Origin of the sequence: Actinoplanes sp. NPDC049316, from assembly GCF_040677315.1 — a bacterium.
Taxonomy (GTDB): Bacteria; Actinomycetota; Actinomycetes; order Mycobacteriales; family Micromonosporaceae; genus Actinoplanes.
Window position 1 is genome coordinate 104,899 of record NZ_JBFAQM010000014.1, and the last position, 13,667, is coordinate 118,565.

Here is a 13,667-nt window from a genome sequence, read left to right on the forward strand (position 1 = left end):
GAGTTGGCTGAGCGTGCCTACCGCGTCACGCGCTCAGCCGTTGAGGAAGTCGAAGATCGCTTGCGGCGCGAAGCCCAGCGCCACCGCGACCACGGCCGCGACCGCGATGGCCGCCGCGACCGGGCGCGCCACCGCGACCCGGGGCTGGGTGGCGGCCCGCAGCAGGTCCGGGTCGGCGACGGCGACCGGTCCCGAACCCACCGGCGCGGTGAGGTGGACGCCGACGGGGGCCGGGGCTGTGTAGAGCAGCGCGGCGACCCGGACGTAGTACGCGAGCGCGATCACCGCGTTGATCGCGACGACGCCGGCGAGCCAGCCCCAGCCGGCGGCGATGAGCGACTGCACGATCGCGACCTTGGCGAACAGGCCGGCCAGGCCCGGCGGCAGGCCCGCCAGCCCGGCGACCGCGAGCACGAAGGCGGCGGCCGGCCACTTGCTGCGGCGGCCGATCCCCCGGTACTCCTCGAGGTCGCCGCCGTCCGTACCCGGGGTGCGCAGGGCGGTGACGACGGCGAATGCGAGGAACTCGAGGACGACGAAGAACACCGCGTACGCCAGGGCGGCCTCGATGCCGACCGCCCCGGCCGCCAGCGGCGCGATGATGTAGCCGGCCTGCGCGACGGACGACCACGCCAGCAGGCGGACCATCCGGGTCTGGCGCAGCGCGACCAGGTTGCCGACCGTCATGGTGAGCACAGCCAGCACGGCGACCAGCGGTCCCGTGTCGAGCCGCTGGACGACCGCGGCCAGCGCGAGGACGCCGCCCAGCTTCGAGGCCGTCGACAGGTACGCGGCCACCGGCACCGGCGCGCCGTCGTACGTGGCCGGCGCCCAGGCGTGCAGGGGAACCGCCGCGACCTTGAACGCGAAGCCCACCACGATCATCGCCGCGCCGACCGCCGCGAGCGACTTGAGCTGCCCCGTACCCGCGGTCAGCGCCGACAGGTGCAGCGCGCCGGTGGCGGCGTACAGGAGGGCGGCGCCGAGCAGGGCGATGGCCGTGGACACGACGCTGACGAGGAAGAACGTGACCGCGGCCGAGGCGCCGGCCCGGGTGACGCGGATGCGGCGGAGCCCGACCAGCACGTACAGCGGCAGCGTGAGGGTCTCCAGGCCGACGATCAGCGTGATGAGGTCGCCGGCGTACGCGACCACGACACCGCCCACCATCGAGCAGGTGAGCAGGAAGCAGAACTCACCTCGCGGCGCGAGCCCCAGCCGGAGCGCCGGCGTGGACAGCGCCAGCACGCCGATCGTCAGCGCCGCGAAGATCACCGCGGTCAGGACGGCGCGGGGCGTCGTGATCCACGAGCACAGGTCGCCGCTGCAGAACGTCGACGGCCGCCCCGGCACGGCGAGCGCGCACACCGCCGTAGCGATGCTCCCGGCGATGCCGGCGAGCACCTGGAACCGGGCGAACGCCAGGTCGGCGATGAGCACGAGCAGGGCCGTGCCGGCCGCGGCGTACAGCGGGAGCAGGGCGACGTGGTTCACGGCCTGGGTCATCGCAGCGCTCCGGTGAGGGCGGCCACCGGGTCGGAGGTGGCGGCGAGCACGAGCGCGGGCACGAGCCCGACCGCCAGCGCGAGCAGGACGAGCGGCGCCCAGGCGATCCACTCGGGACGGGTGATCGCCGGGAAGCCGGTCACCGCCTCGGTCGCCGGGCCGTGGGTGACCCGGCGCAGGAGCCGCATGAAGTACGCGGCGGTCAGCGCGCCGCCGATCGCCGCGACGACCGCCAGCGTCACCCACAGCGCGCCGCCGCGCTGGACGGCGGCCACGACGGCGAACGCCTCACCCCAGAAGCCGGCGAGACCGGGCAGGCCGAGCGAGGCGATCGCGGCGAAGCCGAGTAGGCCGGCCAGGCGCGGCGCGGTCTCCCGCAGGCCGCCGAGAGCGCCGAGATCCCCGGTGTGCGCGCGGTCCTTGATGGCCCCGGCCAGGAAGAACAACAGGCCGGTGATCACGCCGTGCGCGACGTTGCCGATCAGCGCGGCCTGCACGCCGGTCACGGTCAGGGTGGCGATGCCGAGCAGGACGAAGCCCATGTGACCGACGCTGGAGTACGCGATGAGCCGCTTCAGCTCGGTCTGCCGCAGGCACACCAGCGACCCGGCGATGATCGCGGCCGCGGCCAGGATACCCAGGACCGGCGCGGCCCACGCCGCACCCTCCGGCGCGACGCCCACGCCGACCCGGATCAGGCCGTACGTGCCCATCTTGAGCAGCACGCCGGCGAGGATCACGCTGCCGACTGTGGGTGCCTCCGTGTGCGCGTCGGGCAGCCACGTGTGCAGCGGCCAGAGCGGCGCCTTCACCGCGAAGGCGACGGCGAACAGGGCGAACGCCACGTACTGCGTCGTGCGCGAGAGGCCGTACCCGCCGGCGAGGGCGAGCAGGTCGCCGGTGCCCGCCGCGACGACCACGGTGAAGACGCCGAGCAGCAGCAGCACCGAGCCGAACAGCGTGTAGAGGACGAACTTGCGGGCCGCCCGCCGCCGGTCCGGTCCGCCCCAGCCGGCGATCACGGCGTACATGGGCAGCAGGACGACCTCGAAGAACACGAAGAACAACACCAGGTCGAGCGCGAGGAAGGTGCCCAGGATGCCGACCTCGAGGACCAGGAGCAGGGCGGCGAGCGTACGCCCGGAGCCTCCGGCCGGCACCTTCCACACCGTGTACCCGCAGCACAGCAGCGTCAGCAGCCCGGTCAGCACGACCAGCGGGTACGAGACGCCGTCCACGCCCAGGTGGAACTCGATGCCCAGCGACGGCACCCACGGCGCCTGCACCTCGGCCCACGGCGCCACCGGCACGGCGCCCGACGCGGAGTAATCGGTCCAGCCGAAGTCCCGCGACGAGGGGAGCGCCAGCAGGAGCGTCGCGACGAACGTGACCGCGGCGAACACAGTGGCCACGAGCCGCGCGCCCCGATCCATGCGGGCGGGCAACAGGGCGACCGCGACGGCACCGGCCGCGGGCACCACGAGCACGGCGATCAGCAGCACCTGCAGGGCGGCCGGGACGCCGGGAGGGTCCATCATGACGCGGCTCCGTAGATGGCGGCGACGACGCCGAGCAGCAGGGCGCCGGAGAAGACGGCGACGGCCGCCCGCGGCAGAGCCGCCCGGTGGGCCGCGGCCAGCGCGGTGCCGAGGCGGGTCGTCGAGGTGCCGGCGCCTTCCACGGCCGCGTCGACGACCTTCTCGTCCACGACGCGTACGGCACCGGCGAACGCGCGTACCGGCCGTACCACCAGAAGGTCTTGGATCTTGTCCAGGTGGAAGCCGGCGGCGAACAACGGCCGGGACCGGCCGAGGGCCTGCGCCGGGTCGTCGCCCGGAGCGGTGTGCCAGAGCCACCACGCGCTGCCCGCGCCGAGGGCGAGCAGGACGAGCGGCAGAACGATCGAGACGCTCAGATGCGGCGGCTCGAGCTCCAGGGCCGACCGGAAGCCGGGCAGGAACGCGGCCAGGCCCAGCAGGACGGCCGGCACGGCCAGCAGGAGCACCGGCCAGCGCATCAGACCCGGCGGGTCGTGCGGCACCCCCGGCGGACCCTCGTAGTGGGCGTCGCTGAACCCGGCATGCCACTGCTCGGTGCGCGATCGGGGGTGGCCGAAGAAGGTGCGCAGCAGCAGCCGGGTCGCGTACCAGGCGGTGACGGCGACGCCGGCGAGCGCGGCGATCCAGACCACCCAGCCGACCCAGGCGGGCGCCGGGCCCTCACCCTCGGTCGCGTGCGCTGCCGCGACCAGGACGTTCTCCTTGGACCAGAAACCCGCGAGCGGGGGTACGCCGGCCAGCGCGCCGAGCCCCGCCACGAAGCACCAGAACGTCACCGGCATGTGCTCACGCAGCCCGCCCATGCGCGACATGAGGTTGCTGCCGACGGCGTGGATGACCGCGCCCGCCGCCAGGAACAGCAGCGCCTTGAACGCGGCATGGGTGAGCAGGTGGAACAGTGCCGCGGCGGGGGAACCGACAGCGAGCGCGCCCGTCATGTAGCCGATCTGCGAGACAGTCGACCAGGCCAGCACCCGCTTGAGGTCGTCCTGGGCGGTCGCTGACAGCGCCCCGAGCAGCAGGGTGATCGCCGCCATCACGCCGAGCACGGCCAGCGCAGCGGGCGACTGGGCGAAGAGCGGGAACAGGCGGAACACCACGTACACGCCGGCGGCGACCATCGTGGCGGCGTGGATCAGCGCCGAGATCGGCGTCGGGCCGGCCATCGCATCGGGCAACCACGTGTGCAGCGGGAACTGCGCGCTCTTGCCCGCGACGCCGGCCAGGATGAACAGCACCGCGACCGTCGGGACACCGCCGCGGTCGAGGATCTCGGAGATCTGGAAGGTGCCCGACCACACGCCGAGCCACGCGATGCCGAGCAGGAAGCCCACGTCGCCGACGCGTGTCACGAGAAACGCCTTCACCGCCGCCGCGGGCGCCTCCGGCAGGCGCCGATCGTGGCCGATCAACAGGTACGAGCAGACGCCCATGACCTCCCAGCCGAGCAGCAGAAGTATCAGGTCGTTCGCCGAGACGACCAGCAGCATGGCGCCCGTGAAGAGGCTGATCTGCGCGGCATACGGCGCGTACCGGCGGTCGTCGTGCAGGTACGCGACCGAGTAGACCTGCACGCACAGCGCGACCACGGCGACGGCCAGGGCCACGTACAGGGCGGCCGGGCCGAGCGAGAAGCCGAGCGTGACCGGCAACTCCCCGAAGGTCACCCAGCGGTGCGTCACCTCGACCGGCTCGTCCACCACGATCAGCAGCACGATCGTCACGAGCAGCGCGATCGCGGCGCCCGCGATACCGAGGGCTTGGCCGTTCCTCTTGTCGCCGCGCTTGAGGACGAGACCGATCAAACCCAGGAGCAGGGGTACGCCGGGCAGCAGCGGCGTCAGGACGTCGGCGGTCATCCGGCCTCCGGCTCGTGGTGCAGCGCGACCTCGTCCACGTGCACGGCGGAGCGCATCCGGTAGTACTGCAGGACGATCGCGAGGCCCACACCCACCTCGGCGGCGGCCAGCACGATCACAAACAGGGCGAACGCGCCGCCGCGGTGCCCACCCGGAGCGGGCAGCGTGACGTCGGCGGTCACCAGCAGCAGGTTCACCGCGTTGAGCATGAGCTCGACGGCCATGAGTACCAGGATCGCGTTGCGCCGGCGCAGGACGCCGTAGACGCCCAGCCCGAACAGCAGGGCGGCCGTGACGTACGGGATGACCGCGTGCATCAGGCCTCCACCTCTGCCGCGTTCCGTTCCGGCTTTTCCGGCGTGCCTTCTGCCTTTGGCGCTCCGATGTCGGGGCGGGACAGGACGATGGCGCCGACCAGGGCGGAGAGCAGCAGGATCGACAGCACCTCGAACGGCAGCACCCACGAGCCGAACAGCTCGGCGCCCATGCGGTCGGTCGTACCCGGGACCGGCAGGGCGTGGACCGTCCAGCGGAAGGCGTCCACGAGCAGGGCGGTGAGCCCCACCCCCACGCCGCCGCCGACGACGAGCGCGGGCCAGGCCGGCCGATCCAGATCCGGGGAGGGGCCGATCGGCGCGTGGGTGAGCATGACCGCGAACAGCAGAAGGACGACGACGGCGCCGACGTACACCAGGACCTGCACCCAGGCGACCAGCTCCGCGCCGAGGACGAGGTACAGGCCGGCCATCGCGCCGAGGCTGACCACCAGGTAGAGGCCGGCACGCACGATCTGGGTGCTGGTGACGACGAGGGCGCCCGAGCCCACGGCGATGGCGCCGAGCGCCACGAGCAGCGCGTCGGCGACGGTCACTGCTTCTCCCCCGGCGTCGTCTCTCCCGAGGTCTTCTCGCCCGGCGTCCCGGTCGGCTTTCCTCCCGGCGTCTCTGTCGGGCCGGCTTTCGGGGCGGCGCCGGGGCGGGCCGCTGCCGGGCGGGCAGTCTTGGCGGGGGTGGCCGCGCCCGGGCCGGCGGCCTTGCGGGCGGCCGTGGCCTCCTCCTTCGACGGCTCGCCGAGCACGTCGTGGGCAGGCGGCGGCGGCACGGTCGGCATCCACTCGCCGAGGCGCTGCTTGTCGTGCAGCAGGTCGAGCACGTCCAGCTCCGAGTACTCGAACTCGGGCGACCAGTGCAGCGCGTCGAACGGGCACACCTCGATGCAGATCCCGCAGTACATGCACAACGAGAAGTCGATGTCGAACCGGTCGAGCACGTTGCGCTGACGGGCCCGCGCCGCGCCGGGGACGACGACCTCCTCCTTGTGGGAGTCGATGTAGATGCACCAGTCCGGGCACTCCCGGGCGCACAGCATGCAGACCGTGCAGTTCTCCTCGAGCAGCGCGATGACCCCGCGCGAGCGCGGCGGCAGCTCGGGCTCGACGTCGGGATACTGCTGGGTGCCGGAGCGCCTGGTCATCGTCTTGAGCGTGACGGCGAGCCCGTTGACCAGGCCCTTGCCGGGCGCGGACCGCTCCCCGTGCTCACTCATAACCGCATATCCTGCCCGGTCGCCGGACCGGAGGCGAGCACACCCCCACCAGATCTTCCAGTACGGTGATGAGAGGGGTGAGAGACCCCGTTCCTGGAGGCCCGTGATGACCGCTGCGCTGAGCGACCACCCGCCGTCCGACGGCTGGACCACGGACGATCTTGACGCCCTGCCCGATGACGGCTTCCGCCGCGAGTTGCTCGATGGAGTGCTCCTCGCGTCCCCCTCCCCCACGGACATCCACCAGGTGATCGCCGCCCGTCTCGTAGTCGCATTGGAGGACGGCTGTCCGGAGGATCTTCATGTGACGCAGGCTGTGGAGATTCGGATCAACCCGCGACGGTCGTTCATTCCCCACGTCCTGGTGACGACGGACGAGGCCGCGAGCCGGGGCGGGCGCTTCTACACGCCCGAGGAGGTCGTGCTGGCGGTGGAGATTGTTTCGCCGACCTCGCAGAGCATGGACCGCGTGATGAAGCCGGCCCTGTACGCGAAGGCCGGCATCCCGCACTACTGGCTGGTCGAGACGCAGGGCGGCCTGGAGGTGCAGACGTACCGCCTCGACCCGGAGGATGAGGTTTACCACCCGTCCCGAACCTTCAGCGAGACCATCGAGATCGATGAGCCGTGGCGGATCGAGATTCCCGTGGCGCGGCTGCGTCCGCGTCACCTCTGATCGCCGCGCCCGGATTACCCGGACAATCTCTGTTCAGCGGTTTCACAGTTTTCTTCGCGAATAAAGATGATCGTCAGTTTGCGACCCGTGTGTCCGGTTAAAGGGCTGCTCGACAGGCAGCAACCGACCACATTGGAGGAACGCTGATGACCGTCACCACCCGTACCCGGGCCGGTCTGACCGCCGCGCTCGCCGCCGCCGGAGCCACCGCCCTGCTGGGCGCCACCGTTCAGCCCGCTGCGGCCGCGCCCACCGCGCAGCAGGCGACGCCGTGCGTGCAGAAGATCGCCGTCGTGAACAACGGCGGGTTCGTCATGAACTTCCAGATCACCACCCGGGACGGGCAGCTGTCCGCGCCGACCGACGACTACCCGATCAACCAGTGGCGGCTCGTTGATCTGACCTCCACGGCGCTGGCCGAGGGTGTGGACGTGCGCCCGCTCGTGCACGCCACCGCCGGGGACGACGTGCTCGGCAACAACTTCGTGTCGTACTGCACGAACGGGCAGACGGCCACGTACACGGCCAGCGGCACGACCCTGAACTACACGGTCACGCTGCTGACCTGATCCATTCCGGCTCACGACGGCCGGGCGGCCCCGCCGCCCGGCCGTCGAGTCGCGGCCCCGCCGCCCGGCGGCCAGGTCGCGGCCGCGGATCGCCGCCCGGCCGTGAGGTCACGCAACCCTGCCGCCCGGCCGTGAGGTCACGCAACCCTGCCGCCCGGCCGTGAGGTCACGCAACCCTGCCGCCCGGCCGTGAGGTCGCGCGGCCTCGCCGTCCGGCGTCAGGTCGTCGCGTCGAAGGCGCTGCGGGCCGCCTCGATGTGGGTGATGTACCGGTGGGTCCAGTCGCACATGCCGCTGACCGTCTCCCGCAGCGCCCGGCCCGGCTCGGTGAGCGCGTAGTCGACGCGGGGCGGGACCGTGGGGTGGACCGTACGCTCCACCAGGCCGTAGCGCTCGAGCATGCGTAGGTTCTGGGTGAGCATCTTGTGGCTGATGCCCTCGATCTCGGCACGGACCTCGGTGAAGCGCAACGTGCGGTCGCCGAGGCTTTCGATGATCAACAGGGCCCACTTGTTGGCGACGTCGGAGAAGATCTCCCGCGCCAGCGAGTCGGCGCGGGTCAGATCCGCCTCGTCGAGATGGCCGCCGGCCTGCTTGGTTCCCATCGGGTTCCCCAGTCACGGAAAAGTGCGCTCTACCCTGCCGCGTAACACTCTCCTACGGTTCCTGGGTAACCACAAGTGACCGCAGGAGGCAGGCACATGGCCATCACACTGGTGAACCCCGACGGATTGCCGACGATCGACGTGTACCGGCAGGTGTCCGTCGCGACCGGGTCGAGGCTGGTGTTCGTCGCCGGCCAGGTCGCCTGGGACGCCGACGGGAAGACGGTCGGCGAGGGCGACCTGGCCGCGCAGGTCGAGCAGTGCTACCTCAACGTGGGCACCGCGCTGGCCGAGGTCGGCGGTTCGTTCCGCGACGTGGCGAAGCTCAACGTCCACGTGGCCGGATGGACGCCCGATCAGATGCCCGCGCTCCTGGACGGCATCGCCCGGGCGGTGGCGCGGCTCGGCATGCCCGTGGCGCCGCCGGCCACGCTGCTCGGCGTCGCGGCTCTCGACGTACCCGAGCATCTTGTCGAGGTTGAAGCCACCGCGGTCCTCGACTGAGCGCGCGGCTCAGAGCGCGACCTTCACCGCCGCGGTGAGCACGAGCTGGCCCAGCGAGACCGGCACCAGCACCAGCCAGCAGAGGCGCTGGAGCTGGTCCTCGCGCAGCCGTGGGTAGCTCACCCGCAGCCAGATGATCACGAACGAGACGGCGAAGACCTTGACGAGCGTCCACAGCCAGCCGAGGTGGTCGGCGGCGGGCCCGTGCCAGCCGCCGAGGAAGAGGACGGTGGTCAGCGCGGCGATCACGACGATGCCGACGTACTCGGCGAGCAGGAAGAACGCGAACCGCAGGCCGGTGTACTCGGTCATGTAGCCGAACACCAGCTCCGAGTCGGCGATCGGCATGTCGAACGGCGGCCGGCGGATCTCTGCCAGCCCGGAGATGAAGAAGACCAGGGCGGCCGGCGCCTGCCACAACAGCCACCACGGCGACCACGCCTCGACGATGCCCGGCAGGCTCAAGGTGCCCGCGGCCATGGCGACGCTCGCCGCGGACAACACCAGCGGCAGCTCGTAGCCGAGCAGCTGCGCCGCGCCGCGCAGGCCGCCGAGCAGGCTGTACTTGTTCGCCGACGCCCACGCCGACATCAGCACGGCCACGACCCCGACGCCGAGCACGGCGAGGACGAAGAACAACCCCACGTCGAGGGTCTGAGCGACCAGACCGCCGGGCCCGAGCGGCACGGCCAGCAGCACCAACAGGTACGGGAACAGCGCGACGAGCGGGGCCAGCTGGAACACCCGGCGGTCGGCGTCCCGCGGGGTGATGTCCTCCTTCTGCACGAACTTGACGCCGTCCGCGACGAGTTGCGCCCAGCCGTGGAAGGCGCCGGCGTACATGGGACCGAGGCGGCCCTGCATGTGCGCCATGACCTTGTGCTCCGCCTGCCCCACGACCAGCGGCAGGACGAGGAAGGCGGCGACGACCGCGACGACCCGGACGAGCAGGTCGAGCCAGAGCGGCATCAGCGCTTCCCCTCATCGGTGTCGGTGTCGGCGTTCTCGGCGGCCGCGGCGTCGGCGGCGTCGGCCGCCTCCGCGGCGTTCTCGGCTCCCGCGGCGTGGGCCGGGGTGGAGGGCGGCCCGGGCGGCGGGGTGACCGGCTCCGGGGCAGGAGGCGGGGTGACCGGATCCGGGGTACCGGGCGGGGTGACCGGTCCCGACGCGGGCGGAGTGGTCTCCGCCTTGGGGTCGCCGGGGGCGCCGGGGGTCGCGCGGTCGGGGATGTCGCGAACCGGGCGGTCGCCCGGCGCGGGGCGCGCGGCGGGGCCGGCGGGGCCGGCGGCCGAGCGTTCGCCCGGCGGAGCTGCGGGCCGGGCCGGGCGCTCACCCGTCGGGCGGGCCGGGCGGTCACCCGCCGGGCGTGCGGGGCGGTCACCCGCCGGGCGGTCACCTGCCGGGCGGGCCGGGCGGTCTCCCGAGGCGCGGCGGGGCGGGGTCTCCGGGGGTGGGACCTTCCCCTTGAGCGGGCCCCAGTCGTTCGGGTCCGGGACGCCCGGCGGCCGCATGGGGGCGCGCTTGGCCACGCCGGCCTCGGACTCGCCCGGCTCCTTCGCGCCGGGCCAGGCCTTCGCGACGCGGGACGCCAGGACGAACTCCTTGCGCAGCGGGTGGCCCTCGAACTCCGGGGGCAGCAGCAGCGGGCGCAGGTTCGGGTGGCGGTCGAAGCCGATGCCGAACATCTCGTGGGTCTCGCGCTCGTGCCAGGCGGCGCCCGCGTAGAGGTCGACGACGGACTCGACGATCGGGTCCGTGCGGGGCACGCGGGTGCGGACCAGCAGACCGTGCCGGCGCCGGGTGGACCACACGTGCGCCACGATGGTGAAGCCCTCGTCCAGCTCGTCGACCGCGGACAGCCAGTCGAAGAAGTCGCAGCCCAGCGCGCCGGGGTCGCGGGCGGCGCGGAGGGCCGTCCACCACAGCGCCGGCGGCACGTCGATGACCGCGCGTTCGTGGCCGGTGCCGCCGCCGGACACGCTCGTGGTCAGCGCCGAAGGGTCCACGGGGGCGTCGGTGTCGGCGGCCGTCAGCAGCGCGACCATCCGCTCGCCGACCTCTTCGGGCGTCATGCCGCCCATCCTATGATCCGGCCCGGCCGGTCCCGGTCCCGCGGCCGCGAGCCTGTGGACAACCCTCCGGTCCCCTGGCCGCGGGCACCCCACCGGTGGGGAGAAGCGAAAGGCATGCCGGCCGGAGCGAACCGTCAGGCGAGGCCGGGGAGGCGGCCGTTGCGGAAGAGGTCGACGAAGTCCTGGTGGTCCTCGCGGGCCTGGTCGCCGTACCGGTGGGCGAACTCCACCAGCAGGGCGACGAAGCCCTTCTCGTCCTTGTCGACCGCCGCCACGATGGCCTCCTCCGTGGAGAAGTCGACCAGGTCGTGGCTGGACTCGTCGTCGGCGACCGAATGCATGCGGGCCACCGCGCGGCCCAGGTCGGCCAGGACGCCGGTCAGTTCCTCCGGTTCGTTGACGTCGGACCAGTCGAGGTCGTTCGCGTACGGGGAGACCTCCGCGACCAGCTGCCCGACGCCGTTGAGCTCGGTGTAGCCCAGCCACGGGTCGGCGTGCGCCTGCAGGGCGCGCTGGGATTCGGCCGTACGGTGGCCCTGGTGCTGGAAGTAGCCGCGGACCCGTTCGTCGTCGATCCAGCGGGCGACCGCCGGGACCTGGGCCTGCTTCATGTAGATGATGACGTCGTTCTCGAGGGCCTCGGTGTGCCCCTCGAGCAGCAGGTTGTACGAGGGCAGCCCCGCCGAGCCGATGCCGACGCCCTTGCGCAGCTTGATGTCCTTGATGTTCGTGGACACGCCCGTGCCCTGGGACGGCAGCGTACGCAGGTAGTCGCGGAAGGCCGCCGTCACCGTGGCCGCGGTGGCCTCATCGACCTCGTACACCCCGTCGCCGAGCGAGAAGCGGCGCTCGTACTCGTCGATCGTGGTCTGTGCGGCGAGCAGGTCCACCCGGGTGTTGAGCCGGGCCTCCTGCAGCACCCGGCGCAGGACGCCGTCGGCGTTCTTCAGGGTGATCGAGCCGATGGCGTCGTCGCCGCCGTGGGCGATGGCCCGCAGTTCCGTGAGGTACGCGTCGGCGAACGCGGTCACCAGCGAAGTGATCACGTCGTCGGAGAGCGCCTTGCTGTAGCCGATGAGGGCGACGCTGGCCGCGAAGCGTTTGAGGTCCCAGATGAACGGGCCGACGTACGCCTCGTCGAAGTCGTTGACGTTGAACACGAGCTGGCCGGAACTGTTCATGTACGTGCCGAAGTTCTCGGCGTGCAGGTCGCCGTGGATCCAGACCCGGCTGGTCCGTTCGTCGAGGAACCGGTCGTCGCGGAACGGACCGGTCATGTCGGCGTAGAACAGCGACGCGCTGCCGCGGTAGAAGGCGAACGGGGACGCCGCCATCTTCCGGAACTTGCGCCGGAACGCCGCCGGATCGATCGCCATCAGTTCGCCGAATTCCCTGGTCAGCACGTCGATGATGACGTCGGCCCGCGGTTGGTCACTCATGATCGGAAGAGTAGACCGCCACGGCTATAGCTGTATGTCACAGATACGACGAAGCGGCGGGCGAGCCGTGACCTTTTCGTGATCTTCCCGCGCAATCGGGTGCCGGCGCGGGGCGTGTGTGAGTCACATCCGGGGAAGGAGCCCATGCGCGACGCGGAGGACTTCGACACCTTCTACGCGACGTCCGCCCGTCGCGTGCTCGCCCATGTCTCGATGATGGTGGGCGGGCAGGCCGAGGCGGAGGACGCCGTGGCGGAGGCGTACCTGCGGGCGTGGAACCGGTGGCAGCGGATCAGCCGGTACGACGACCCGGAGGCCTGGGTACGCCGCGTCGCGTACCGGCAGGCGGTGAGCACCTGGCGCAAGGCCGTCAACCGCTTGCAGGCGCACCGCCGGGACGCCGTGGACCAGCACGTCGAGGCGCTGAACCCGGACCACGTGGCGGTCGTCGAGGCACTGCGCAGGATCCCCGCCGGCCAGCGCCGCGTGATCGTCCTGCACCACCTCGCCGGGCTGAGCGTGGCCGAGATCCACCGCGAGACCGGCCTGCCGGCGGGGACGATCACCACCTGGCTGGCCCGGGGGCGCCGCGCCCTGGCGGACCATCTGACCGAGGACACTGCGATGGGTCGGGAGGGACGCGATGTCTGACGACCGCATCGAGGAGGGGCTGCAGGCGTACGCCGACCACGTGCAGCGCACCGCCGTCGTGGCTTCCGCCCGGGACATCCGCGAGCGGGCGGCCCGGCGGCGGACACGCCGGGCGGCCGCGGCGGCCTTCGTCGCCGTGCTGCTCGCGGGGTTCGGGGTCGGTCTCACACTCGGCCGGGGCGGTGGCGAGACGCCCGCAGTGCCGCCGGTGAGCGTGTCGCCACGGGTCCTGCCGTCCAGCACGGTCAGCTCCGACGTGACGCAGCTGGAGGAGATCGGGATCGACCTGAACGTCGCCGTGCTGATCGACGTCCCGGACGACGGCGTCGACCGCTTCCTGGAAGTGGGCCGGGACGGCGTCGTGGACTTCACGGGTACGGCGAAAGCCGACTCCACGAAGATGGCGCTGCGCCCGGCTCCCACGGCCGGGAGGAACGAGGTGTGGATCGCTCCGCCGGTCTGGAACGAGTGCGTCACGGCCACGTCCCGGGCAACCCTGAGGCTGGAGCCGTGCCGGTTGGGCGACGAGTCGCAGACGTGGCGTGTCGTGCCGGCCGGGGACTCCGGGCAGTTCGAACTGGAGGGCCGCTACGGCATCCTGCGGGTGGACAACGGCCTGCTCACCGCCGGCGAGACCGGGCGTACGGGCCTGCAGACGATCCCGTTCGAGCGGTGAGTCCCG

15 protein-coding genes are annotated in these 13,667 nt (G+C 72.2%); 5 read left to right on the forward strand and 10 right to left on the reverse strand.

Annotated features, from left to right (window positions below; all coding sequences use genetic code 11):
• Window positions 1-33 precede the first annotated feature (33 nt).
• The 6 genes from AB0K03_RS22055 to AB0K03_RS22080 are packed head-to-tail and all read right to left on the reverse strand — an operon-like array spanning window position 34 to window position 6,469.
• On the reverse strand, window positions 34-1,506 hold the full coding sequence (locus AB0K03_RS22055; protein ID WP_364687630.1) for a proton-conducting transporter membrane subunit: 1,473 nt from the start codon (window positions 1,504-1,506) through the stop codon (window positions 34-36).
• Entirely contained in the window at window positions 1,503-3,044 is a 1,542-nt protein-coding gene (locus tag AB0K03_RS22060) for an NADH-quinone oxidoreductase subunit M (protein ID WP_364687632.1), read from the reverse strand. Before AB0K03_RS22060 ends, AB0K03_RS22055 begins: the two co-directional genes overlap by 4 nt.
• Entirely contained in the window at window positions 3,041-4,924 is a 1,884-nt protein-coding gene (locus tag AB0K03_RS22065; RefSeq protein WP_364687634.1) for an NADH-quinone oxidoreductase subunit L, read from the reverse strand. The genes AB0K03_RS22060 and AB0K03_RS22065 overlap by 4 nt, the downstream gene beginning before the upstream one ends.
• Window positions 4,921-5,241 (reverse strand): NADH-quinone oxidoreductase subunit NuoK, encoded by a 321-nt coding sequence (gene nuoK / locus AB0K03_RS22070; RefSeq protein ID WP_249609509.1) that lies wholly within the window; start codon window positions 5,239-5,241, stop codon window positions 4,921-4,923. The genes AB0K03_RS22065 and nuoK overlap by 4 nt, the downstream gene beginning before the upstream one ends.
• A complete protein-coding gene (locus AB0K03_RS22075) occupies window positions 5,241-5,795 on the reverse strand; it encodes an NADH-quinone oxidoreductase subunit J (RefSeq protein WP_364687636.1) in 555 nt (184 codons plus the stop codon). The genes nuoK and AB0K03_RS22075 overlap by 1 nt, the downstream gene beginning before the upstream one ends.
• Entirely contained in the window at window positions 5,792-6,469 is a 678-nt protein-coding gene (locus AB0K03_RS22080; protein WP_364687638.1) for an NADH-quinone oxidoreductase subunit I, read from the reverse strand. Before AB0K03_RS22080 ends, AB0K03_RS22075 begins: the two co-directional genes overlap by 4 nt.
• Window positions 6,470-6,575: 106 nt before the next feature.
• On the opposite strand from AB0K03_RS22080, the gene AB0K03_RS22085 reads away from it, so the two are divergent.
• Window positions 6,576-7,145, forward strand: coding sequence for a Uma2 family endonuclease (locus tag AB0K03_RS22085; protein WP_364687640.1), 570 nt, complete (start codon window positions 6,576-6,578; stop codon window positions 7,143-7,145).
• 146 nt (window positions 7,146-7,291) lie between these two features.
• A complete protein-coding gene (locus tag AB0K03_RS22090) occupies window positions 7,292-7,714 on the forward strand; it encodes a hypothetical protein (protein WP_364687642.1) in 423 nt (140 codons plus the stop codon).
• A 218-nt stretch (window positions 7,715-7,932) separates the two neighbouring features.
• Here AB0K03_RS22090 and AB0K03_RS22095 read toward each other — a convergent pair whose 3' ends face one another.
• Window positions 7,933-8,319 carry a helix-turn-helix domain-containing protein gene (locus AB0K03_RS22095; protein WP_364687644.1) on the reverse strand — a complete coding sequence of 129 codons (387 nt, stop codon included), beginning with the start codon at window positions 8,317-8,319 and terminating at the stop codon, window positions 7,933-7,935.
• Between the two features lie 96 nt (window positions 8,320-8,415).
• On the opposite strand from AB0K03_RS22095, the gene AB0K03_RS22100 reads away from it, so the two are divergent.
• A complete protein-coding gene (locus AB0K03_RS22100) occupies window positions 8,416-8,823 on the forward strand; it encodes a RidA family protein (RefSeq protein WP_364687646.1) in 408 nt (135 codons plus the stop codon).
• Window positions 8,824-8,832: 9 nt separating this feature from the next.
• Here AB0K03_RS22100 and AB0K03_RS22105 read toward each other — a convergent pair whose 3' ends face one another.
• The 3 genes from AB0K03_RS22105 to AB0K03_RS22115 all read right to left on the reverse strand — a co-directional run bounded on the left by AB0K03_RS22105 (window position 8,833) and on the right by AB0K03_RS22115 (window position 12,334).
• Window positions 8,833-9,792 carry a complex I subunit 1 family protein gene (locus AB0K03_RS22105; protein WP_364687648.1) on the reverse strand — a complete coding sequence of 320 codons (960 nt, stop codon included), beginning with the start codon at window positions 9,790-9,792 and terminating at the stop codon, window positions 8,833-8,835.
• Window positions 9,792-10,895, reverse strand: coding sequence for an NADH-quinone oxidoreductase subunit C (locus tag AB0K03_RS22110; protein WP_364687650.1), 1,104 nt, complete (start codon window positions 10,893-10,895; stop codon window positions 9,792-9,794). Before AB0K03_RS22110 ends, AB0K03_RS22105 begins: the two co-directional genes overlap by 1 nt.
• 134 nt (window positions 10,896-11,029) lie before the next feature.
• Complete coding sequence (locus AB0K03_RS22115; RefSeq protein WP_364687652.1) at window positions 11,030-12,334, reverse strand: DUF2252 domain-containing protein; 1,305 nt, start codon at window positions 12,332-12,334, stop codon at window positions 11,030-11,032.
• Window positions 12,335-12,478: 144 nt separating this feature from the next.
• On the opposite strand from AB0K03_RS22115, the gene AB0K03_RS22120 reads away from it, so the two are divergent.
• Both AB0K03_RS22120 and AB0K03_RS22125 read left to right on the forward strand, forming a co-directional pair.
• Window positions 12,479-12,985, forward strand: coding sequence for a sigma-70 family RNA polymerase sigma factor (locus AB0K03_RS22120; RefSeq protein WP_364687654.1), 507 nt, complete (start codon window positions 12,479-12,481; stop codon window positions 12,983-12,985).
• Window positions 12,978-13,661, forward strand: coding sequence for a hypothetical protein (locus AB0K03_RS22125; protein WP_364687656.1), 684 nt, complete (start codon window positions 12,978-12,980; stop codon window positions 13,659-13,661). Before AB0K03_RS22120 ends, AB0K03_RS22125 begins: the two co-directional genes overlap by 8 nt.
• Window positions 13,662-13,667: the final 6 nt, after the last annotated feature.